This is a genomic window from Pseudomonas sp. GW821-FHT05H12 (assembly GCF_059419385.1).
On record NZ_JBWKRS010000011.1, the window covers coordinates 77,750 to 101,025 of the forward strand.

Genomic DNA, 23,276 nt, shown 5'->3' on the forward strand with positions numbered 1-23,276 from the left:
TCAATAATCCGTCACCGGTTCGCTGGTGGCCACGGCGGAGTGACGCCCATGTTTTTACTTAACAGGACCCGAGCCGCCGTACTGATCGGCGCAGCCTTGTTCAATTTACCGGCCTTGGCCAATGTGCCGGCACCCGTGGCGGGCAAAGTGTTCGATGCCACCTACGAGCCGGTCGCGGCCATCGGCGACGACCAGGCCCAGGTGGTGTATTACCGCGCGCTGGGCGGGGTGCAGCGCAAGGGCGCGGCCCATATCTACGTTGACCGTGAGTTCCACACCGGCCTGCTGCCGGGCGGCCACACCACGTTCTGCGTGGCGCCGGGCACCCATACCCTGGGCGCTTACCTGGACGACATGCCGACCTACAAAGGCAAGCACAGCGACCTGTACCAAGCCACCTTGCAAGGCGGCAAGACCTACTACCTGCGCGTGCGCGAAGACGGCAACACCTTCCCGCTGCCTGTGGCTCGCGATGCGGCCGAGGCCGAACTCACCACCTCGCGCACCCAAGTGCACGCGGTGTCCCGCGCCGCGTCCGTCGAAGCGTGCCGGCATTACGACTACCTGGTGGACACGTCGCGCTTCAAGCATTACGCGCTGTCCAGCGACGTGCTGTTTGCGTTTGGCAAAGCCGGCTCGGGGGATATCTCCAAAGCCGGGCACCAGGCCATTGCACGCCTGATCAACGACCTGCATGAGGACGATGCACAGGTCAAAAATGTTCAGGTGATCGGGCATACAGACCCCATCGGTGATGAAGCCAAAAACCAGCAGTTGGGCCAGCAGCGCGCCGACACGCTGCGCCAGCTGTTGATCAACAAAGGCATTCCGGAATCCATCGTCAGCGCTTCCAGCGCCGGCAACCGTGAACCGGTGGTGTACAGCTGCTACGGCAACCGTGCGCAGCAAATTGCCTGCTATGCGCCGAACCGGCGTGTGGTGGTGAAAGTGGAACTGGGTCGCCCCTGAGACGCGTTGTGAGTGCAACGTACACCTGCCCGTGAGGGCTGTGGAGGCAGCCCTTTTGGGACAGGTCTTATTCTTAGAAGCAGGCCATCTAGTCAGAATTCTCCTAACGGTTTCCAAGGCCCGCCGACTCCGCTGGGCATGCCTTGAGACATCCATTTTCAACGCGGTCGCCACCGGCGGCCCAGGACTCTTGTGATGACTACTGACGCGCCTGTTGGCCCAAGCGAGCAGCCTCCCGTGTTGCCCGCCACTCAAACGACGGTCCAGGACACGCTGCTCGACAGCGTGTCGTGGATCTGTGATCACTACGGCGTGGGCAAAAGCCCCGAAGCGCTGACCGCCGGCCTGCCCAAGGGTGGCATGCTGGCACCGTCGCTGGCGCTGGCCGCCTTGGCGGCAGCCGACCTCACCGCTGGCCTGGTGGAGCGACGCCCGCAGGCGTTGCCCCAGCAATTGGTGCCGATCTTACTGCTGCGCAAGGAGCAGGGCGGCTGCGTCTTGCTCGGCCGCACAGTGCGCAACGACGCCGAAGGCAAGCGCGCCTGCTTCTACCAGGTGATCCTGCCGGAAGTCAGCCGTGATGAGCCGGTGGAACTGGACCAGGCCGGCATGGACGCGCTGTACGCCGGCCACGCGATTCTGATCAAGCCTCGTGCCAAGGTCGACCTGCGCGCCGGCGATGAAACCCCGCGCCCGGCCGGCCACTGGTTGCTCAGCACCCTGTGGCGCTATCGCAGCTACTACCGCAGCGCGGCCATCGGCGCGGTGCTGATCAACGTGCTGGGCCTGGCCACCATTTTCTTCACCATGAACGTGTACGACCGCGTGGTACCGAACCAGGCGTTCGTCACGCTGTGGTCGCTGGGCATCGGCGTCTCCATCGCCATGATCTTCGAAGCGATTGCACGTTATGTGCGGGCGCACTTGCTCGACGTGGCCGGTAAAAAAGCCGACCTGGTGCTGGGCACGATGCTGTTCCGCCAGGCGCTGTCGATCCGCATGGAAAACAAACCGGCCTCGTCCGGCTCGTTTGCCAACCAGTTGCGCGAGTTCGAATCGGTGCGCGACTTCGCCACCTCGGCCACGCTGGCGGCGCTCACCGACCTGCCGTTTGTGCTGATGTTCGTCGGCGTGATCTTTGTGGTGGGCGGCCCGCTCGGCTGGGTGCCGTTGTTGCTGATCCCGCTGATCTTGATCATCAGCATCATCATCCAGTGGCCACTGGCGCGCACCATGAAAGAGAACATGCGCGAAGGCGCGCTCAAGCAAGGCGTGCTGGTGGAGTCGGTCGAAGGCCTGGAAACCCTCAAGGCCGTGGGCGGCGAAGCCTACATGCAGCGTCGCTGGGAAAACTTCAGCGCGCTGTCGGCGGCCACGTCCATGAAGTCGCGTTCGCTGTCGAGCCTGGCAACCGGCGTGGTGGCGTTCCTGCAACAGATCCAGACCGTGGTGCTGATCATCATCGGTGTGTACCTGATCGATGCCGGTGACCTGAGCATGGGCGGCCTGATCGCCACCGTGATGCTCGCCGGCCGCGCCACCGGGCCATTGGGCCAGGTGATCGGTTTGGCGGTGCGTTTCCAGCAAGCCAAGGCGGCGCTCGGTTCGCTCAATGGCCTGATGGCCATGCCGGTGGACCGCGACCCTAAAGGCCAGTACCTGTCCAAGCCGCCGCTGTCGGGCCAGTTGACCCTCAAGAACGTCGGCTTTTCGTACCCGGCACCGCCGATGCAGCCCAACCCGCCGGTGCTGCAAGGCATCAATATGACCGTTGCGCCCGGTGAGCGCGTGGCGATCCTGGGCCGCATCGGCAGTGGCAAGTCCACGCTGTTGCGGGTGATGGGCCGCCTGTACGCGCCGGTCGAAGGGCAGATGTTCACCGATGGCCTGGACGTCAACCAGATCGACCCGGCCGACTGGCGCAAAGCCGTCGGTTATGTGGGCCAGGATGCACGCCTGTTCTACGGCTCGCTGCGTGAAAACGTGATGCTCGGCCGCCCCGACGCCACCGCCGAGGAGTTCTTGCGAGTGCTGCGCCTCACCGGCCTGGACCACATTGCCGCCAAGCACCCCAAAGGCATCAACCTGCCGATTGGCGAAATGGGCGAGGGCTTGTCGGGCGGTCAACGGCAGTTGGTGTCCCTGGCGCGCAGCCTGTTGGCGCGGCCAAAAATGCTGCTGCTCGATGAGCCGACCAGTGCCATGGATACACAGACCGAGATGGCGTTCCTGGACCACCTCAAGCGTGCCACCGAAGGCCAGGCCATGGTGGTGGTGACGCATCGCCCTTCATTGCTGGCGCTGGTGGACCGCATCGTGGTGGTCGACGACGGCAAGATCGTGGCCGATGGCCCCAAGGCACAGATTCTTGAGGCGCTGTCGGGCAAGCCCGCCGCAAAAGCTGCGCCGACGCCAACGCCCACAGAGGCAACGGCCAAGGCGGCGCCGGCGAGGGCGCGCCCAGCCCCGGCGCCGGTGCGGGCGCCAGCAACAGAAGCGCCGGCGTTTCAGATCACCCCACGCACTCAGGTGCCAACGAACAACGCAACACGACCCGCGGTCTCTCCTGTTTCAGGCCCCGCGACAGGCGAGGTAGCCCCGTGATCCGCACACTTTTCGGCCGTCAACCCAAGGCCAACCTCGAACCCGGCGATGCCGCGTTCATGAACGATGTCAAAGAGTCGTTGCTGTCCCAGACCACCCCCGGCTCCAAGCTGGTGTTGTACCTCATCGCCGCTGTGCTGGTGATCGGTGTGGTGTGGGCGTACTTCGCACGGGTCGAGGAAATCACCCTGGGCGAAGCGAAGATTATTTCCATGAGCCGCGAGCAGGTGATCCAGAGCCTGGAGGGCGGGATTCTGCTGGACATGAATGTGCGTGAAGGCGCCATCGTCGAAAAGGGCGACGTGCTGTTGCGCATCGACCCGACCCGCGCCGAGTCCAGCTACCGCGAAGTGCTGTCCAAGGTCATTGGCCTGAAAGCGTCGATCACGCGATTGCGTTCCGAGGCGTATTCCCAGCCGTTGCAATTCGACGACCAGGTCAAGCAAGACAAGGACGTGGTGGCCCAGGAAACCCGTGCCTACGAGTCGCGCAAACGTGCCCTCAACGACAGCATCAGTGCGTTGGAGCGCAGCTACCAGTTGTCGACCCGTGAAGTGCGCCTGGCCGAGCCGTTGGCGGCCAAGGGCCTGATGTCGGAAGTGGAGCTGTTGCGTATTCGCCGTTCGGCCAACGACATCAAGTCGCAAATCGTCGAGCGCACCAACAAGTTCCAGGCAGACGCCAACTCCGAGCTTTCCAAGCTGGAGCTGGAGCTGTCGCAGATCAGCGAAAACCTGATTGGCCGCGCGGATATCCGTGACCGCACCACCATCACCGCACCCGTGCGTGGCACCGTGAAGAACGTGCGGGTCAGCACCATTGGCGGGGTCATCCAGCCGGGTGAGCACATCCTTGAGATCGTGCCCCTGGAAGAACAACTGCTGGTGGAAGGCAAGATCCGCCCTTCGGATGTGGCCTTCTTGCGCCCGGGCCTGGCGGCGACCGTGAAGATCACGGCGTATGACTACGCGATTTATGGCGGCCTCAAGGGCCGGGTGGAACACATCAGCCCGGACACCCTCAAGGACGACCAGAAGGCGGCGTCGGGTCGCCCGGATGACACCTACTACCGCGTCCTGGTGTTGACCGACAGCAGTGAGCTGACGGCGGGCGGCAAGTCGCTGCCCATCATTCCGGGGATGGTGGCATCGGTGGAAATCCGTACCGGTGAAAAGACCATTCTTAATTACCTGCTCAAGCCCGTGCTCAAGGCGCGCGAAGCCTTCCGGGAGAGATGATCATGACTTACACACATGACCGACGGCCGATGCCGTCGGCACAGGGCACGGCTGCGCCGGCGTTTCGCCTGAGCCTGCTGGCCACACTGGTCTGGAGCCTGTCGGTTGGGTTGCATAGCGTGTCGGTCCAGGCCGATGAATTCCTCGCGTTTTTAGCGGCTGCACCTGGGAGGGATCTGCGTCCTGCCGTGCGTACGGTGGTGCGCGAAGCCGAACCGCGTCGCACAGAAGTGTTGGCTTTCCAGCCGGCAGTGGCAACGGCCTATACGCCACCGCCGCGTGCTGCGGTGGTGCGTGAAGCTGAACCGCGTCGCGCAGAAGTGGTGACGTTCCAGCCGGCAGCGCCAACGGCTTATACGCCACCGCCGCGTCCTGCGGTGGTACGTGAAGCCGAACCGCGTCGCGCAGAAGTCGTGACATTCCAGCCGGCAGCGCCAACGGCTTATACGCCAGCGCCGCGTCCTGCGGTGGTGCGTGAAGCTGAACCACGTCGCACAGAAGTGGTGACGTTCCAGCCCGCAGTGGCAAAGGCTTATACGCCACCGCCACGTCCTGCGGTGGTGCGCGAAGCCGAACCGCGTCGCGCCGAGGTGGTGACGTTCCAGCCGGCAGCGCCAACGGCCTATACACCACCGGCGCGGCCCGTGTCGTCGCGCAGCGAAGCACTGTCGTTTTCCAAGGTGGACGCCAACAGCGTGGCGAAGCCGGCCCCCCGTGCGCCTTCGACGGTGAACGTGGCACCTTCGCGCAGCGGCGAGCTGCCGGGGGTTTCGGCCTTGGCCACCTTGGGCGTTTCTGAGTCTGTGGCGATGCGGCAGGTCACTGCCGTAGGTCCGTCGGAATTCGAGCTGCGCGAGATCCTGCAGCGGGCCGTGCGCGCCGCTGCCGAGCGCAGCCCCAAGGTGCAGGCCGCTGTGGCCGAGCAGTATGCCGCCGACGCCGACATCGATGAAGCCAAGGGCCAGCGTTGGCCCCAGGTCGACCTGAGCACCACCGCCGGTTCCAAGAAGTTCGGCGGCTCGTCGGATAACGAAAGCTCGGGCAGTACCGGGATCAATTTGAGCATCGTCACCCCCGTGTATGACTGGGGGCGTATCCAGAGCACCATCGAGAGTCGTCGGCACCTGTCGGCGGCAGCCGCTTCGGCCATTGAGGCCGAGTTGGAAAAATCGGCCTTCGATGTGACCCACCGTATCGTCGAGCTGGGCAAGCAACGCCTGATCGTCGACCTCAGCCAGCAGTACGTTGATCGCATGAACGAGCTGGTGAAAATGTTGGCCGGTATCGTCGCCGTGGACAAAGGCCGCGCCAGTGAATTGACCCAGGCCAAGTCACGCCAGTTGCAGGCCCAGGCGGCACGCGATGCGGCCGATACCAAAGCCAAGGATGCCGAGATCAACCTGCGCAAACTGGTGGGTGACCGGCCAATCCCGATCCCGCGCACCCCGCAATGGAACATCCGCCTGGCCAACCTCGATGCGTTGCTGGGCAAGGTGGACAACCATCCCTCGCTCAATCAGGCGCGGGAGCAGACCGAGTCTGCCGAATTGCAGGCCAAGGTGGCGCGTGCATCGTCCTTGCCGCAGTTGAACTGGGTGATCAACAAGTCCACGGCTGATGATGCCTTGGGCCGTGAGCAGCCGTGGGAAACCCATTTGTCGTTGTCCTGGGGCGCCTTCCGGGGCGGCTCCACCCGCGCCTCGGAACGCGCGGCATTGCAGCGCGCTGAAGCCGGTCGCCAAACGGCCGAGCAACAGCGCCTGGACCTGGAATACGGCATTCGCACCGCCAACCATGAGGCCAAGACCTTCCTGGAGCGTGCCGAGTTGTACCGCAGCCTGACGAACGAGTCGGACGGCATTCGCGTGGCGTTTTACGAGCAGTGGTACCACTTGGGTAAACGTACCTTGCTCGACGTGTTGTCGGCCGAGTCCGATCACTACGGCAACCGCGTCAGCGAGATCAGTAACCGCTTCGACGGTTACCAGGCGATTTTGCGCCAGTACGCCGGCGCTGGTGCGCTGGGCGCCTGGTTGCGTGGGGAAGCACGATGAGCCTGGCTAAACACAAGCGTTCCAGCCCGGCCCAGCAGTTTCAGCACTGCGCCCAGGCGTTCCAGGCGGCCATGGCACGCAATGACTTTGCCACGGGGCTGGGCGCGGCCGAAGGCGCATTGAAGCTTGTGCCGCAGCATATGGGCGTGTTGTCGGATTACGCGTTGTGCCTGATGCGGCTCAATCATTTCAGCCAGGCGCACGCGGTGTACCTGCGGATCTTCAACGCACCGCCCGCCTTGCAAGCCCAGGCCAGCGCTACGTGGCTGGATGGGTTGGCTGAGGTCTGCGGCCGCCTGGGCTTGTACGACGACATACGCACCTATGGCAAGCTTTCACTGGAACGTGCCGACGCACGCCACGGCCATGCCGTCGAGCCGGGGCCGCGAGCGGCTGCACCGGCGGCCTTTGAGCCGGGCGCGCCTGAACGCAACATCATCGCCTACACCTTGTTCGGTGACAGCCCGCGCTATTGCGAGTCGGCTGTCGCCAATGTGCAGGTGGCCCGGGAGCTGTTTCCCGCGTGGCGTTGCCGTGTCTACCTGGATGACAGCGTGCCGGCGCTGATCCGGCAACGCCTGCTGGCGGCCGGCGCCCAGGTGATCGACATGAGCGGTTCGGCGCGTGACGGTGTGCACCCGTTGATGTGGCGTTTCCTGGTGGTGGATGACCCGGAGGTAGACCGCTACCTGATCCGCGATGCGGACTCGCTGCTGTCTGAGCGTGAGCAAGTGGCCGTCGAGCAGTGGCTGGCGAGCCCCTGCTGGTTTCACCATATGCGCGATTATTTCACCCACACCGAATTGATCCTGGCGGGGCTGTGGGGCGGTTGCCGTGGCGGTTTGCCTGCGTTGAAACCGCTGATGCAAGCCTGGCTGGCGCAGCAGTCCGACGTGACGCGCTTTGCCGACCAGTTGTTCCTGCGTGAGCAGGTGTGGCCGATGCTGCGCCAGAGCGTGTTGAACCATGATGAGTGGTTCGATTTTCATGACGCCCAGCCGTTTCCGGCGCATGCCCCGATTCGCTGGCAGACCGAGCGCTTTCATGTGGGCAGCAATGCGAGTTTCAAGGCGATCCGTGGCCCCAGCACCAAGGCCTGTGGTGAATACCAGGGCTGGCGTGTACTCGATCAGGCGGGCCAGGAAGTGTGCCGCTACCATTCGAAGGTACACGCGCAGTGCTGGTCGGCGGACCTGCCGTTTTTTGTCGCGGCGCCCCTCAGCGCCGGGCAGTGGCGGGTGGAACTGACGGACTAGCCGCCAGTGCCCCGGCGTTAGGCAATCTCGGCCAACAACTGTTGTTCCAGGGTTTGCATCACCGCCATGACGCGTTCCACTTGCGGGTGATACGCCCCGGGCGGATCTTGTTCGAGCAGGTCTTCCAACTGCGTGCAGGCCTCGACCAGTTGCTGGGCGCCGGCCATGAAGGCGCCGCCTTTGACTTTGTGGGTCAGCGTGCCGATTTTCCGGGTGTCGTTGGTACTCAGCAGCGCCTTGAAGCTGGCACGGTCTTCGTAGCTGGCATTGATGAATTGCTCGACCAGGGGCTTGTACGCGTCGGGCGCGAGGAATTTAAGCTTCTGCAATTCCCCGCCACTCGCGTTGGCCGCACCGGCGCGCCGGGCCGCTTCGGCAGAGACGGCACCGATGTGTTGGGCCAGGGCCTCAATGCCGGTCGGCTTGAACAGGCACTGGGTCATGCCCGCATCCAGGCAGTCCTGGATAACTTGCGACTGGGCATGGGCCGTCAGGCCAAAGATGGGGTGCGGGCTCATGGCCCGGTCCTGTTCCAGGTTGCGCATCTGGCGGGTCAGCTCATAGCCGTCCATCAGCGGCATATTGCAGTCGGTGATGGTCAGGTCGAAGGGCGGGTCGGCCTGCTTCCATTCGGCCAGGGCGGTTTCGCCATCGTCACAAGGCACCACGCGGTGCCCCAGGAACTCGAGTTGCTGGCACAGCAGCAAGCGATTGGGTGCGTGGTCCTCGACCACCAGGATGTTCAGGCGGTGGTTCGGTGTGCCGGGCGCTTGCGCCGGTTGTGAGGCGGGCGCAAGTTGGGTGCGCTCGGCGGCGAACTCCAGCTGGAAGCAGGAGCCTTGGCCGAGCGTGCTGGTGACGCTAAGGCGGGCGTCCAGCAACGCCGCCAGGCGTGTGCAAATGCTCAGGCCCAAGCCGGTGCCGCGCGCGCTACGGGTGCCGGACGCCACCTGCACGAACGGTTCGAAAATGGCCTTTTTCGCGGCTTCGCTCAAGCCCACGCCCGAGTCGCGTACCTCGATCAAATAGCGGCAAAACCCTGTGGTGGCGTCATCCGGCAATTGCTTGAGCGACAACGTCACCGACCCGTGTTCGGTGAACTTGATCGCGTTGCTGATCAGGTTGGCGATGATCTGGTTGAGCATCAACGAATCGATGATCACCAGCGGGTCATGGGCGTCGACCCGCAGGTCGAAGCCCAGGTGTTTGTTCTGTGCATTGACCTCGAACAGGGTGTGCACCGACTCCAGCAGTTCGATCAAGTGGGTGGGACGATGCAACGGGTGCATCGCGCCGGCTTCGATTTTCGACAGGTCCAGGATATCGCCGATCAATGACAGCAACGACTGCGCGGAGAGGTGCGCCACCCGCAGGTTTTCGTCCAGCTGTTCCGGGGTGCCACCGCGCACCCGCAGCATCTCGATCAGCCCGATCAGCGCACTGATGGGCGTGCGGATTTCATGGCTCATGCTCGCCAAAAAGGTCGACTTGGATTCGTTGGCATCATCGGCCGCTTCCTTGGCCAGCAGCAATTGCTCCATCAATTGCTCGCGCTCGCTGATGTCCAACCAGCCACCGATCACCCCGGAGAACTCACCGGCAGCGTTCTGGAAGGGCAGCGTCCAGTGGTAGATCTGGCGCTGCTGGCCGTCGATCTCGATGTCCAGGTCGGCGAAGGTCGGTTCCTGGCTCTTCTCGCTCTGTGCATAGATCTGCTGGTACTGGACGCTGAGCGCTGGCGAGATCACGCCGGTTTCACTCAGGGTCTTGCCGATGACTTCATCCTGGGTCGTGTGCAGAAACTCCAGGTAAGCCAGGTTGCACTGGGCCAGGCGCCCTGACTTGTCCCGCACATACAGCGCGATAGGGGAACCGTCGATCAAGGTTTTGCTGAACGCCAATTGGTCGCTGAGGGCGCGTTCGGCACTGCGCCGTTTGCGGATCTGGATCTGCAGGTAGTAGTTCCACACCAGAAACGCCAGGACAAACGCCACGGCCGCGCCAATGATGGGGTAGAGGTCATCCTTGTAGGCGTTCCACGAACTGGAAACGGCCGGCGCGGCATGGTTGCGCCAGCGGTCACTCAAGGTCTTGAGCTCTTCGGGGGGAATGCCCAGCAGCACCTTGTTGATGATGCTTTTGAGCTGCGGGTCGTCATCACCGACCGCCATGGCGATGCGGGCGGGGTATTCACCGATCACGGCACTGATCTGCAAGGCATCCTGGAAATGCTGCTTGATGAAGTAATCGGCGCCGATCTGGATATGCACCGCCGCGTCGACGTCGCCCTTGGAGAGCATTTCGATACCGCGCACGGCATTGGGAACCGGTACCTGGATGATCTGCGGGTAGTGCTGCGTCAGCCAGTTGGCCAGCGGGTTGCCGGTGGGAATGCTCAGGCGTTTGCCGTTGAGTGCGTCGAGGGTGTCCAGCGTGGTGCCCGAGCGTCGGGTCACCAGCACGAACGGGTTGATGAGGTAGGCCGGGTGAATTGTTCGGGCTTGAGACGCGCTTCGCCAATGCTGAGGGCGGCGATCAGGTCGGCCTGATTGTCCTGAAGCTGTTTGAGCATGGTGGGGATGCTGTTGCTGCGTACGATCTCCAGTTTCAGGCCGGTACGTTGGCTGACGATTTTCAGCAAGTCCGCGCTGAGGCCCTGGAACCCGTCATGATCATCAAAAAACGTCAGGGGCGCATAGGCACCGGCCACGAGAATCCGGACGGTCTTATGGCTGGCCAGCCAGGCCGTCTCGGCGGCATCCAGGTCCAGTGGCGGTTGGTCCACGACAAAGTTGTTGCTCAAGCCCCAGCGTGTGGTGATGCGCATCATGTCCAGGGGCGGGATGGCGTCGAGGGTGGTGTTGATCGCCTTCAACAAGTGCGGCTGGCGGTCGCTGACCGCGAAGTTGATGTCGGCCGAGGCGCGGGGGAGGGCGTCGCCCGAGATATATACGTCGTTGTTGTAGAGCAGGCGAATCATGAACTCCGCCGTAATTGCATCCATCCACATGGCGTCCGCCTGGTTGTACACCAGCGAAGTGAGGCCGATCAGGTGGTTGGAGTACTGGATCAATCGGGCTTTGGGGTACTGCGTATGCAGGGCCGCGCCGACGCTGTCGTCCCCCACGTAGGCCAGGCTCTGGCCGTCCAGGTCGGCGGTCGGCGGCAAGGTTTCGCCGATACGCCGGGCGATGACCTTGCGATTGAGCAGGTAGGGACGCGATTGTGTCAGCGCACCTTCCTGGCCTTGGGTGATGTCATGCAGCGCCAGCAGGTCCACTTCGCCTCGGGCCAGCGCCTCTCGTGCCTCTTTGGGGCTGGGGTAGCGCCAGATCTTCAAGCGCAGCCCGGTGGCGGCACGTATGGCGCCCAGGTAGTCCGCCGCCACGCCTTCGAACTGACTTTGGTCGAAGCCCATGTGCAAGGGCGGTAGCGCGCCGTTCCAGATCGCCACATTGATTTCGGGGCCGGTGGCGAGCCAGGCGCGGGTCTGGGTATCGAATTCGACGTGAGGAATGTTGGTGGGAGCGTTGACTAGCAGCTGCACCGGCTCACGGGGTTGCGCCAGGGCGCAGGTCGCAATCAACAGGATCAAGGTGCCCGTTAACCAGGCGAACAAACGTTGAAAGGTCTTCAAGGTGTCAGGTCCAGTAGGAAGCATTGACGTTCAAGCCCGGTAGGACGGGCGCCCTGAAAAATCAGCGTCCGTAGTTTCCGTCATTTTATTCTGTAAGATTTAATACCAGTCAACATAGCTCCCTGCCTGCATTCACGCTTGTGCAATATCTCCCTCTGGCATCCTTTTGTCGGTCTCTGGCCTGTGCCGCGGCTCTGTTTGAGCGCTTTTTTTCTGGAAAAAACGATGGGCTTTGCAGTCACGCCAGACTGACCGGTTTTATGCCGCATTAGTGTGCTGGTATTTATTTTATTTCAATAAAATCAATATGTTATATGTTGTGGTTCGCGGTTGTAGGTCGAATCCTCAGAATCGCTATTCCCAGGTTTTTTTTCTCTCAGACTTAGGATAGTGTGTGTTTATAATGGCGAATGACCTGTCAGGTAATTCGCGCAATTTCGTGTGTATCCGGAGGGCTTTACGATGAGATGGTCGGTCGTTTCACCGCTCAAGGTGGCGCTCCTGGATGACCACGCGTTGATACGTGACGCACTGACGGTTCGTTTGTCCTCCGAGTCCGACATCAAAGTCGTCGGCGTGTATTCCCAAGGTAACCAGCTTCTGCAGGCGCTACGTGAAGAGGCAATCGACCTGGTGCTCCTCGATTACCAATTGAGCGATGGTGAACTCGACGGCTTGCGGCTGATTCAGCTGTTGCGCGGCCATCATCCTGACTTGCGCATCCTGGTGCTTTCGTCCATGGAACGGCCCGCGACGGTCAATATGGCCATACGCGCGGGTGCCAACGGTTTCTTCGGCAAGTCACAGAACCCTGAGCACTTGGTACGCGCGATTCGCACGGTGGCGCTGGACCGCTTGTACCTTTCGCCGGCCATGGCCTCAGAGTTGGATTCAACCCCCGAAACACCCACTTCTGCGTCGGTTGAGGAAGGCGATTCGGGCTCTGAACAACTGGTCAACTACCCTGCGTTGTCGCCCAAGGAGCGTGAAGTGCTGCGTTGCTGCCTTGAGGGGATGTCCGTCTCGCAAATTGCCGTCAAGTTCCTGCGCAGTCGCAAGACGATCAGCGGTCAGAAACAGGCCGCATTACGCAAACTGAATGTGCGCACCGATACGGAACTGTTCAAGTTACACCTGCACCTCAAGGACATCTGAAGCGATCACCTGGCCCGATGGTCAGTTCTCGGTATAGAAAATATGCCGGCCTATGCGCATTTTTTTCTGAAAGGATCGACTCCAGTAGGGTTGGATGTTTGAGGCATGAAAGTGCGTGGCGCCGCCGGTGGGATCCTTGTGCTCTCCGTTGAGCACTTGCGTCGCGATGGTCTTGGCCTTGCGCCACGCCTTTTCTTCCTTCGGTTGGCGCTGGGCATTGGAGTGCGTCCAGGAAAACTGCCGTTCCCGGTATACCTCCCTGCAAATGTTTTCCGTCTGCCAGCCGGCGCGGTTCATGGTGACGCTTGCCACCGCGATTTGGCCGTTTTCGGGCTCTCCACGGGACTCGTGATAAATATTTAATGCTAAACACAAGAGTGTATTGGCGGTGTTCATTGATAGACCTCTAGTGCAATCCAACCTCCTTGATCTTGAGATAAATAAGGTGCAGAAGTGCACGCCTATCTTTTACGGGTGGAGTTTGCGGGTGTTTTGATTAATCGTGTGAATTAGGGTGAGCACGGCGCGGGTGTTACACCGAATGTGTCAAGGACAACCCATTGCGCCTGGCTATTTCATACAACTCAATGGTCGTGTTGGCGTTCAACTTCAATGACAGCCTGGCTTTATAGGTGCTCACGGTTTTGTTGCTCAGGTGCATGCTTTCGGCAATGGACTTTTGAGTTTGCCCGCAAGACAGCCTTTGCAGAATGCACAGTTCTCTCAGGGACAGTGAACTCAACAGTTTTTCATCCTTTCGGGTGTCATGTTCCACACCAACAGCGGCGGGCCCTCTGTTCGGGAAGTAGTTGTACCCCGTTGCGATTATTCGGATGGAATCGATTAATCTGGACGGTTCTTCATGCTTGTAGACCAGGCCGTGTGCACCCTCTGACATACAGCGTTCGGTAATGGTGTTCGAGACTAAACTCGTAAATACCACTATCTTCGTGGGGATCCTTTGCAGATTTAATTGCCTGATCAAGTGCAGGCCATCCAGTTCGGGTTGTGCGACATCCAGTAGTAAAAAGCCAGGGCGAAGTGAGGCGCATAGCTCTAATGCGTCTTTCGCAGTGTTGGCTTCACCGACAACTTTGTGCCCGTGGTCATTCAGTATTTTACGAAGACTCAGGCGGACGATCGGATGATTGTCGGCGATTACGGTTCTGTTGTTCACGGTGTGGCTCGGGTATGAATTGAGTTGAGGCAATTCTTACCGTTACTTACGAGATTGGCAATTTTTCAGAGTGCTTTTGAGACAAGTCTTAAGTTTGTTTTTTGTATAGGCTGAGGCGCGCGGGGTTTAAATGTTTATAAACGTTGAGTGATTTCTGCTGCGTCACCGATTCGCGCAGTTCTACAAAAGAACGTTATGGCGCCCGACCTCTCCACGGGCAAAGGCGATGCGGTTTGCGGCTGCGGTGTCTGGGGCGCATCTTTTAGGCTTTTGAAACCCCTCGATATTCTGTAGCCTTGCGCAGCTTCACCCGTGCTTGATGAACACAATCACTTCGTCCGGCGGTGCCCGAAGGGGCCCAGAGCCGGTGGTACACTCGACTTTCGCGCAACTGCGCCTGCAGGTCTTGCGAACATGACGCACATTTCCGAACGCCTTCTGGTTCAAGCCCACCTCGATGCCAAGCAGCCCAAGGCCCTGAGCATCGAAGAAGAGGCGAGCCTGCGCGCCGCCATCGCTGCCGAGCTCAAGGCTCAAGACGCGGTGCTGGTCGCCCACTTCTATTGCGACCCGGTGATTCAGGCCCTGGCCGAAGAAACCGGCGGCTGTGTCTCCGACTCCCTCGAAATGGCACGCTTTGGCGCTGCCCACCCGGCCAAGACCGTGTTGGTGGCTGGCGTGCGTTTCATGGGCGAGACCGCCAAGATCCTCACTCCCGAAAAACGCATTCTCATGCCCACCCTGGAAGCCACCTGCTCCCTGGACCTTGGCTGCCCAGTGGATGAGTTTTCGGCATTCTGCGACCAGCACCCCGAGCGCACCGTGGTGGTGTACGCCAACACCTCGGCGGCGGTCAAAGCCCGCGCCGATTGGGTGGTGACCTCCAGCTGCGCGCTGGAAATCGTCGAAAGCCTGATGGACAACGGCGAAACCATCATCTGGGGCCCGGACAAGCACCTGGGCACCTATATCCAGCGCCAGACGGGTGCCGATATGCTGCTGTGGGACGGTGCGTGCATCGTGCACGAGGAGTTCAAGTCCAAGCAGTTGGAGGACATGAAGGCGCTGTACCCGGACGCCGCGATCCTGGTTCACCCGGAGTCGCCGACCTCGGTGATCGAACTGGCAGATGCCGTCGGCTCTACCAGCCAGCTGATTGCCGCCGCGCAGCGCTTGCCGAACAAAACCTTCATCGTGGCCACTGACCGCGGCATCTTCTACAAGATGCAGCAGCTGTGCCCGGACAAGGTTTTTGTCGAAGCGCCTACCGCCGGCAACGGCGCTGCGTGCCGCAGTTGCGCACACTGCCCGTGGATGGCGATGAACACCCTGGAGCGCACGTTGCAGTGCCTGCGTGAGGGCAGCAACGAGATCTTCGTGGAGCCTTCGGTGATCCCGCATGCAGTGCGCCCGCTCAAGCGCATGCTCGACTTCACCCAGGCTGCGCGACTGAAGCTGGCCGGTAACGCCTGACTTCGTTGTGTGGGAGCTGGCTTGCCTGCGATAGCGGTCTATCAGTCAATATTGCAGTGACTGGACTGACGTTATCGCAGGCAAGCCAGCTCCCACATTTGCATCTTCGCTAGCCTGGAATTACTTCTTTTGCTTGGGGATATGTACCAGCTGCGTGTCCGAGTAGATGTCATGCCAGCTGCGTTTGCGCTTATCAAACAGCGACCAGATAAACCCCAGCCCCACGCATAGCCACGACGCAATCGACACCACAAAGCGCAGCAGCGCCTGCCACAGGCTGATGCGTGAGCCATCGGCGTTCTGTACACGCACACCCCACACCTGCATGCCCAGGGTCTGCCCCGAATGGGTCCAGAATTTGGCGAAGAAACCAAACAGCACGAAAAACAGGATCGTCGACAGCAACGGGTCGCCGTCCAGTGCGCCGGACTCGGTGAGCGTGCGCATCCTGGCCTCGCCGATAAACGCCATCCACACCAGCTTGTAGAGGAATGCGGTGACGATCAGCAGGGCGGTGCACAGCAGGAAGTCATAGAACATGGCTGCCAGACGCCGGCCAAGGCCAACGGCGGGGAAATCGCCCTGGGGGGTCAGCAAGGGTTTGGACATGGCAGGGCTCTCAGAATAAAAAAGTCATTCTACGAACAAACGCGCATAAAAAAGCCCCTGATGTCACCATCAGGGGCTTTTTGTCGCAGGAAGGATCAGCCTTCTGCTTGTACTTCGTCAGCCTGCATGCCTTTCTGGCCTTGCACGGCTTTGAACGTGACCTTCTGGCCTTCTTTCAGGCTCTTGAAGCCGTTGCCCTGGATAGCGCGGAAATGCACGAACAGATCCGGACCGCTTTCTGGAGTGATAAAACCAAACCCTTTCTCGTCGTTAAACCACTTGACGGTGCCGCTCTGACGATCTGACATTTTCTTCTTTCCTTTGACGCTAAAAATTAATGACAGCCCCTTTCGCATGAAAGAGTACTGGGCTGAGTTGCAGGAAAGTAAGAGACGTCGAACGGGTTGTAGCACAACTACTTCAGCTACTGCCCAGGTCCAGGTTCAAAGCGACCCATGCAAACACAGTGAACAAACTCTACGCCAACTAAAGGAGAAAAAACAAGCCCTGCCCAAGACCCAGGTTTTGCTCGGCTTTGTGACACTTTGGTCAACAATGTGGATCCCACTTATTCGATAGAGTTGATCACTTGTTATAGGTTATTCCCTAGTGCATTGACTATCGTCAATGCACTGTTTTATGGCGGTTGCGTTACAGTTTAGTGCACATTAACGCAACCGCGTTACTTATAGAAACAGTCACTCAGCCACGGTAGTAACGTTGCGGCACAAATGGCATTTTACTTACACGTAGTGGCACCTTTTTCCCACGTACCAACGCAGACACTTCGGTGTCCAGTGCGATGAACGCGCTGTCCAGGTAACCCATGGCCAGCGGGCCGCCCAGCGTCGGGCCAAAACCGCCGCTGCACACGCTGCCGATGACGGTGCCGTGTTCATCGACGATTTCTGCGCCTTCACGCACCGGGGTGCGCTCTTGAGGCAATAGGCCGACGCGCTTGCGGCTCACACCGGCTTGTTGCTGGGTGAAGATCCGGTCGGCGCCCGGGAACCCACCGGCGCGCGCGCCATCGGCACGGCGGGCCTTGGAGATCGCCCACAACAGGCTGGCTTCGATTGGCGTGGTGTCGGTGTTCATGTCGTGGCCGTAGAGGCACAGGCCGGCTTCCAGGCGCAGGGAGTCGCGGGCGCCCAGGCCGATGGCCTGTACTTCGGTCTCGGCCAGCAGGCTGCGGGCCAGGCTCTCGGCGTTGGCGGCGGGCACCGAGATTTCGAAACCGTCTTCACCGGTGTAGCCCGAACGGCTGACGTAGCAGTCCACGCCCAGCAGGCGCAGGGTGGCGAACTGCATGAAGGTCATCTTGGTGACTTCCGGTGCCAGGCGCGCCAGCACCTTCACCGCTGCCGGGCCTTGCAGGGCCAGCAGTGCACGCTCTTCAAACAGCGGCTCGATGCTGCACTGGTCGCCGATGTGCTTGCGCAGGTGGGCCAGGTCCTGGTCTTTGCAGGCAGCGTTGACCACCAGGAACAACTCGTCGTTACCCAGGTTGGCCACCATCAGGTCGTCGAGGATGCCGCCCTGTTCGTTGGTGAACATGGCGTAGCGCTGCATGCCCACCGGCAGGTCGATGATGTCGACCGGCACCAGGGTTTCCAGGGCCTTGGCGGCGTTCGCGCCGGTGAGGCGGATCTGGCCCATGTGGGACACGTCGAACAGCCCGGCCTGATCACGGGTGTGCAGGTGTTCTTTCATCACGCCCAACGGGTATTGCACCGGCATGTCGTAGCCGGCGAAGGGCACCATACGTGCGCCCAGCTCGATGTGGAGTGCGTGCAACGGGGTTTTCAACAGGGTTTCGGTGGACATATTCAGCTCCTGAAAAACGTGCTGGCGCGCCTTGGGGCGTCAGCACTCGATAATGTTGACCGCCAAACCGCCACGGGCGGTTTCCTTGTATTTGCTTTTCATGTCGGCGCCGGTCTGGCGCATGGTGCGGATGACTTTGTCGAGGGACACAAAATGCTGCCCGTCCCCACGCAACGCCATGCGCACCGCATTGATGGCTTTCACTGAACCCATGGCATTGCGCTCGATGCAGGGCACCTGCACCAGCCCGCCAATCGGGTCGCAGGTGAGGCCGAGGTTGTGTTCCATGCCGATCTCGGCGGCGTTTTCCACCTGGGAAACCGTGCCGCCCAACACTTCACACAGCGCACCGGCCGCCATGGAACAGGCCACGCCCACTTCACCCTGGCAGCCGACTTCGGCGCCGGAGATCGAGGCGTTTTCCTTGTACAAAATGCCGATGGCGGCAGCGGTGAGCAGAAAGCGCACCACGCCGTCTTCGTTCGCGCCCGGGATAAAGCGCATGTAGTAATGCAGCACCGCTGGCACGATCCCGGCCGCACCATTGGTGGGCGCGGTGACCACGCGCCCGCCGTTGGCGTTTTCTTCGTTGACGGCCAGGGCGTAGAGGTTGACCCAGTCCAGCACCGACAACGGATCGCGCAGTGAGGATTCCGGGTTCTTGCACAACTGACGGTGCAGGGCGGCAGCACGACGCTTGACCTTCAAGCCGCCCGGCAAGATCCCTTCATTGCGACAACCTGCGTCCACACAGTCCTGCATCACCTGCCAGATCTTCAGCAACCCGGCGCGGGTTTCCGCCTCTGGGCGCCACGCACTTTCGTTGGTCAACATGACCTGGCTGATGGACAGCCCGTAAGTGGTGCAATGGTTGAGCAAGTCTTTGCCGTGTTTGAACGGAAAGGTCAGGGGCGTGGCGTCTTCGACAATGCGGTCGGCGCCGGCGGCGTCTTCGTCCACCACAAAACCACCACCCACCGAGTAATACTCGCGGCTGCGGATCTGGATATTGGCGGCGTCGAAGGCGCGAAAAATCATGCCGTTGGGATGGTAGGCGAGGGGTTTGCGAATCATCGCCAGGTGTTCTTTCTCGTTGAACGCAATGCTGTGTTCACCGAGTAAATTCAGGCGGCCGTCCTTGCGCATCTGCGCCAGGCGGGCGGCGACGGTTTCGGTATTCACGGTGTCCGGGTGTTCGCCTTCCAGGCCCAGCAACACGGCCTTGTCGCTGCCGTGGCCTTTGCCGGTGGCGCCCAGCGAGCCGTAGAGTTCCACCTTGACGCAGGCGGTGGCGCTCAACAGGTTGTCACGCTTGAGGCCCTCGACGAATCGAGCGGCGGCGCGCATCGGGCCGACGGTGTGGGAGCTGGAGGGGCCGATGCCAATCTTGAACAGGTCGAACACGCTGAGGGACATGGTTGTTCTCCGGTTTCTTATTATTTTCTGAAGGTGCTCGGTCCAACTGTGGAGGCGGGCTATGTGGGAGCTGGCTTGCCTGCGATAGCATCACCCCTGTCTACTTGATAGACCGAGGTGCCTGCATCGCAGGCAAGCCAGCTCCCACAAAAGCCAGCTCCCACATTGGACTGTGTTCCGTCAGTCGGTTACGCGTAGCTCTCGATCGACGGGCAAGCGCACACCAGGTTGCGATCACCAAACACGTTGTCCACACGCCCGACCGGCGGCCAGTACTTGCCTTCGATCAACGACGGTACTGGGTACACCGCCTGCTCGCGGGTGTAGGGGTGGGTCCACTCGCTCACCAGTTCTGCAGCGGTGTGCGGCGCGTTTTTCAGGGGGTTGTCGTCCTTGTCCAGGGTGCCGTTTTCCACTGCGCGGATTTCTTCGCGGATGGCGATCATGGCGTTGCAGAAGCGGTCCAGTTCTTCCTTGGATTCACTTTCGGTCGGCTCGATCATCAAGGTGCCGGCCACCGGGAACGACATGGTCGGCGCATGGAAGCCGAAGTCGATCAGGCGCTTGGCCACGTCGTCCACGCTGATGCCGCTGCTGTCTTTCAAGGGGCGCAGGTCGAGGATGCATTCGTGCGCCACCAGGCCGTTGCTGCCGGTGTAGAGCACCGGGTAGTGCTCTTCGAGGCGACGGGAAATGTAGTTGGCATTCAGGATCGCCAGCTGCGAAGCGCGCTTGAGGCCTGCGCCGCCCATCATGCTGATGTACATCCAGGTGATCGGCAAAATGCTCGCACTGCCGAACGGTGCCGCGCACACCGCGCCTTCCTTGCGTTCCATGGCCGCGTGGCCGGGCAGGAACGGCGTGAGGTGCGACTTGACGCCAATCGGGCCAACGCCCGGGCCGCCACCGCCGTGAGGGATGCAGAAGGTCTTGTGCAGGTTCAGGTGGGACACGTCGCCGCCGAACTTGCCCGGGGCGCACAGGCCGACCATGGCGTTCATGTTGGCGCCGTCGATGTACACCTGGCCGCCGTTGTCATGGATGATCCCGCAGATTTCGCGGATGCCTTCCTCGAACACGCCGTGGGTGGACGGGTAGGTGATCATCAGCGCCGCCAGGTGATCGCGGTGCTCGATGGCCTTGGCGCGCAGGTCTTCGATGTCGACGTTGCCACGCGCATCGCAGGCGGTCACCACCACGCGCATGCCCGCCATGTTGGCGGTCGCCGGGTTGGTGCCGTGGGCCGACGACGGGATCAGGCAGATGTCGCGGCGCTCATCGCCACGGCTCTGGTGGTAGGCACGGATGGCCAACAGGCCTGCGTACTCACCCTGGGAACCGGCGTTCGGTTGCAGGGAGATCGCGTCATAACCGGTGGCCGCGCAGAGCATGGCTTCCAGGTCGGAGGTCAGCTCGAGGTAGCCGGCGCTTTGCTCAGCCGGGGCGAACGGGTGCAGGGCGCCGAACTCGGCCCAGGTCACCGGGATCATTTCGCTGGCAGCGTTGAGCTTCATGGTGCACGAGCCCAGCGGGATCATGGTGCGGTCCAGCGCCAGGTCCTTGTCGGCCAGCTTGCGAAGGTAGCGCATCAGCTCGGTTTCGGAGTGATAGCGGTTGAACACCGGGTGGCTGAGCACGGGCGACTGGCGCAGCAGGGCGGCTGGCAGCGTGCTTTCAGTCCGGGCGAAAGCGGGCAGGGCCTTGCCGTCGGCGAAGATCGACCACAGGGTTTCGATATCGGCCTGGGTGGTGGTTTCGTCCACCGATACACCCAGACGCTCGCCATCCACCACACGCAGGTTGATGCGCTGGGCGCGGGCCTTGTCGTGCAGGGCGGCGGTGTTGGCGCCGGTGTTGAGGGTCAGGGTGTCGAAGAAGTGTTCCTGCTCGACCTTCTGGCCCAGTGCGGTCAGGCCCTTGGCCAGGATCGCGGTCAGCTGATGTACACGCTGGGCGATCTGGGTCAGGCCTTTGGGGCCGTGGTACACGGCGTACATGCTGGCGATGTTGGCCAGCAGCACTTGGGCGGTGCAGATGTTCGACGTGGCTTTCTCGCGGCGGATATGTTGCTCGCGGGTCTGCATGGCCAGGCGCAGGGCCGGCTTGCCGAAACGGTCGACAGACACGCCGACCAGACGGCCCGGCATGTCGCGCTTGAACGCATCCTTGGTGGAGAAGTACGCCGCGTGCGGGCCTCCGAAGCCCAGCGGCACGCCGAAGCGTTGTGCGCTGCCGATGGCCACGTCGGCGCCGAACTCACCCGGCGGGGTCAGCAGGGTCAGGGCCAGCAGGTCGGCGGCCACGGCCACCAGGGCGTTGGCGGCGTGGAAACGCTCGGTCAGTGCGCGGTAGTCGAATACGTCGCCGTTGCTCGCCGGGTATTGCAGCAGGGCGCCGAAGAACGGGCTGACGTCAGTCAGTTCGCGCTCATCGCCCACCACCACGTCGATACCCAGCGGCTCGGCACGGGTGCGCAGCACGTCGAGGGTTTGCGGGTGGCTGTGGATCGAGGCGAAGAAAGCGTTGCTGCCCTTGTTCTTGCTCAGGCGCTTGCAGAAGGTCATGGCTTCGGCGGCGGCGGTGGCTTCGTCGAGCAAGGAGGCGTTGGCGATCGGCAGGCCGGTGAGGTCGCTGATTAGGGTCTGGAAGTTCAGCAGCGCTTCCAGGCGGCCTTGGGAGATTTCTGGCTGGTACGGGGTGTAGGCGGTGTACCAGGCCGGGTTTTCCAGCAGGTTGCGCAGGATCGGCGACGGCGTGTGGCAGTTGTAGTAGCCCTGGCCGATGTAGGTCTTGAACAGTTGGTTCTTGCCGGCGATGGCCTTGATCTTGGCCAGGGCCTCGGCTTCGCTCAGGCCGTCTTCCAGGCCGAGCACGCTGGTGCCCTTGATGCTTTCCGGGATCACGCTGGCGCTCAGGGCTTCCAGGGAGTCAAAGCCCAGGCTGGCGAGCATTTGCTGCTCGTCTTCCGCGCGCGGGCCGATGTGGCGGGCGATGAATTCGTTGGCGGTGGTCACGTCTTGTAAAAAAGAGTGTGCGGTCATGGCGCGCTCCTAGGCTTCAGCGTTGGCTTTGATCAGGCGGTCGTACGCGTCCTGATCCAACAGTTTAGCTACCGCCCCGGCATCGGCCGGTTTAAAGCGGAAGAACCAGCCTTCGCCCATCGGGTCTTCGTTGACCAGTTCCGGGCTGTCGCTGAGTGCGTCGTTCACTTGCAGCACTTCACCGGCCAGGGGCATGTACACGCCGCTGGCGGCCTTGACCGATTCCACGGTGGAGGCTTCGGCGCCTTTCTCGTAGGCCTGCAACTCCGGCAGTTGCACGAAAACCACATCACCCAGCGCGTTCTGCGCGAAAGCGGTGATACCCACGGTGACGCTGCCGTCAGCTTCGGCGCGCAGCCATTCGTGATCTTCAGTGAAACGCAACTCGCTCATGGAAACTCCTCGGGGCCAGATTCGTCTGGTGGACGGGATTGGAATAATGGGGAGTTGCTTAGCAAAATCGCGGCCAAGGTTATTAAATCGTTACAAAACAATAACTTAGAGAAATTGGTTATAGCGTTATGCGGTTTGGCTGTAGCGATTTCGCTACACTCAGGCGCAAGAAAAAAAGCCTATGTGGATCAAAGCCTTGCATGGCGCGCAAAAAACAGGGTTGTAGCGATATCGTTACGCTGTAGCGCTTTCAGTACAGCCGATGTCGTTCTCAGACCAAAATCTGGAATGCACGCCTGGCATTTGGAAGGCATGCCTGAAATTTGGAATGCATGACTGAAATTTGGAATGCACCCTTTGTAGGAGCCCGGGGGGGGGGGGGGGGGGGGGGGGGGGGGGGGGGGGGGGGGGGGGGGGGGGGGGGGGG

The 23,276-nt window shown here is 61.4% G+C and carries 17 protein-coding genes; 7 read left to right on the forward strand and 10 right to left on the reverse strand.

The window, feature by feature from the left end; translation table 11 throughout:
* The first annotated feature begins 48 nt into the window (after positions 1–48).
* The 5 genes from AC07SU_RS12120 (at position 49) to AC07SU_RS12140 (ending at position 8,121) form a co-directional block, all read left to right on the forward strand.
* Positions 49–969 carry an OmpA family protein gene (locus AC07SU_RS12120; RefSeq protein ID WP_494997141.1) on the forward strand — a complete coding sequence of 307 codons (921 nt, stop codon included), beginning with the start codon at positions 49–51 and terminating at the stop codon, positions 967–969.
* 195 nt (positions 970–1,164) lie between these two features.
* Positions 1,165–3,573: a type I secretion system permease/ATPase gene (locus AC07SU_RS12125; RefSeq protein WP_494997142.1), complete on the forward strand. Its 2,409-nt coding sequence runs from the start codon at positions 1,165–1,167 to the stop codon at positions 3,571–3,573.
* Positions 3,570–4,811, forward strand: a complete 1,242-nt coding sequence (locus AC07SU_RS12130) for an HlyD family type I secretion periplasmic adaptor subunit (protein ID WP_494997143.1) — start codon at positions 3,570–3,572, stop codon at positions 4,809–4,811. Before AC07SU_RS12125 ends, AC07SU_RS12130 begins: the two co-directional genes overlap by 4 nt.
* Positions 4,812–4,813: 2 nt before the next feature.
* On the forward strand, positions 4,814–6,865 hold the full coding sequence (locus AC07SU_RS12135; RefSeq protein ID WP_494997144.1) for a TolC family protein: 2,052 nt from the start codon (positions 4,814–4,816) through the stop codon (positions 6,863–6,865).
* A complete protein-coding gene (locus AC07SU_RS12140) occupies positions 6,862–8,121 on the forward strand; it encodes a hypothetical protein (RefSeq protein ID WP_494997145.1) in 1,260 nt (419 codons plus the stop codon). The genes AC07SU_RS12135 and AC07SU_RS12140 overlap by 4 nt, the downstream gene beginning before the upstream one ends.
* Before the next feature lie 17 nt (positions 8,122–8,138).
* Here the strand turns inward: AC07SU_RS12140 and AC07SU_RS12145 are convergent, their stop codons facing one another.
* Positions 8,139–10,577 carry an ATP-binding protein gene (locus AC07SU_RS12145; protein ID WP_494997146.1) on the reverse strand — a complete coding sequence of 813 codons (2,439 nt, stop codon included), beginning with the start codon at positions 10,575–10,577 and terminating at the stop codon, positions 8,139–8,141.
* Complete coding sequence (locus AC07SU_RS12150; protein WP_494997147.1) at positions 10,574–11,758, reverse strand: transporter substrate-binding domain-containing protein; 1,185 nt, start codon at positions 11,756–11,758, stop codon at positions 10,574–10,576. The genes AC07SU_RS12145 and AC07SU_RS12150 overlap by 4 nt, the downstream gene beginning before the upstream one ends.
* Positions 11,759–12,220: 462 nt before the next feature.
* On the opposite strand from AC07SU_RS12150, the gene AC07SU_RS12155 reads away from it, so the two are divergent.
* The gene (locus AC07SU_RS12155) at positions 12,221–12,913 is read left to right on the forward strand and encodes a response regulator (protein WP_494997148.1); all 693 of its coding nucleotides are present in this window, start codon (positions 12,221–12,223) and stop codon (positions 12,911–12,913) included.
* 21 nt (positions 12,914–12,934) lie between these two features.
* Here AC07SU_RS12155 and AC07SU_RS12160 read toward each other — a convergent pair whose 3' ends face one another.
* Complete coding sequence (locus AC07SU_RS12160; protein ID WP_494997149.1) at positions 12,935–13,309, reverse strand: cell wall hydrolase; 375 nt, start codon at positions 13,307–13,309, stop codon at positions 12,935–12,937.
* 136 nt (positions 13,310–13,445) lie between these two features.
* A complete protein-coding gene (locus AC07SU_RS12165; protein ID WP_494997150.1) occupies positions 13,446–14,090 on the reverse strand; it encodes a response regulator in 645 nt (214 codons plus the stop codon).
* Between the two features lie 414 nt (positions 14,091–14,504).
* Here AC07SU_RS12165 and nadA point away from each other — a divergent pair, with 414 nt between their 5' ends.
* Positions 14,505–15,563, forward strand: a complete 1,059-nt coding sequence (gene nadA, locus AC07SU_RS12170) for a quinolinate synthase NadA (RefSeq protein ID WP_178925344.1) — start codon at positions 14,505–14,507, stop codon at positions 15,561–15,563.
* A gap of 120 nt (positions 15,564–15,683) precedes the next feature.
* Here nadA and AC07SU_RS12175 read toward each other — a convergent pair whose 3' ends face one another.
* The 6 genes from AC07SU_RS12175 to gcvH all read right to left on the reverse strand — a co-directional run bounded on the left by AC07SU_RS12175 (position 15,684) and on the right by gcvH (position 22,849).
* Complete coding sequence (locus AC07SU_RS12175; protein ID WP_176994294.1) at positions 15,684–16,172, reverse strand: RDD family protein; 489 nt, start codon at positions 16,170–16,172, stop codon at positions 15,684–15,686.
* Positions 16,173–16,267: 95 nt separating this feature from the next.
* Positions 16,268–16,480, reverse strand: coding sequence for a cold-shock protein (locus AC07SU_RS12180; RefSeq protein WP_034109143.1), 213 nt, complete (start codon positions 16,478–16,480; stop codon positions 16,268–16,270).
* Between the two features lie 394 nt (positions 16,481–16,874).
* A complete protein-coding gene (gene gcvT, locus AC07SU_RS12185) occupies positions 16,875–17,999 on the reverse strand; it encodes a glycine cleavage system aminomethyltransferase GcvT (protein WP_494997151.1) in 1,125 nt (374 codons plus the stop codon).
* A gap of 39 nt (positions 18,000–18,038) precedes the next feature.
* The gene (locus AC07SU_RS12190) at positions 18,039–19,415 is read right to left on the reverse strand and encodes an L-serine ammonia-lyase (protein WP_457408817.1); all 1,377 of its coding nucleotides are present in this window, start codon (positions 19,413–19,415) and stop codon (positions 18,039–18,041) included.
* Positions 19,416–19,603: 188 nt separating this feature from the next.
* Positions 19,604–22,456: an aminomethyl-transferring glycine dehydrogenase gene (gene gcvP, locus AC07SU_RS12195; protein ID WP_494997152.1), complete on the reverse strand. Its 2,853-nt coding sequence runs from the start codon at positions 22,454–22,456 to the stop codon at positions 19,604–19,606.
* Between the two features lie 9 nt (positions 22,457–22,465).
* Positions 22,466–22,849 (reverse strand): glycine cleavage system protein GcvH, encoded by a 384-nt coding sequence (gcvH, locus tag AC07SU_RS12200; RefSeq protein WP_494997153.1) that lies wholly within the window; start codon positions 22,847–22,849, stop codon positions 22,466–22,468.
* Between the last annotated feature and the right edge of the window lie 427 nt (positions 22,850–23,276).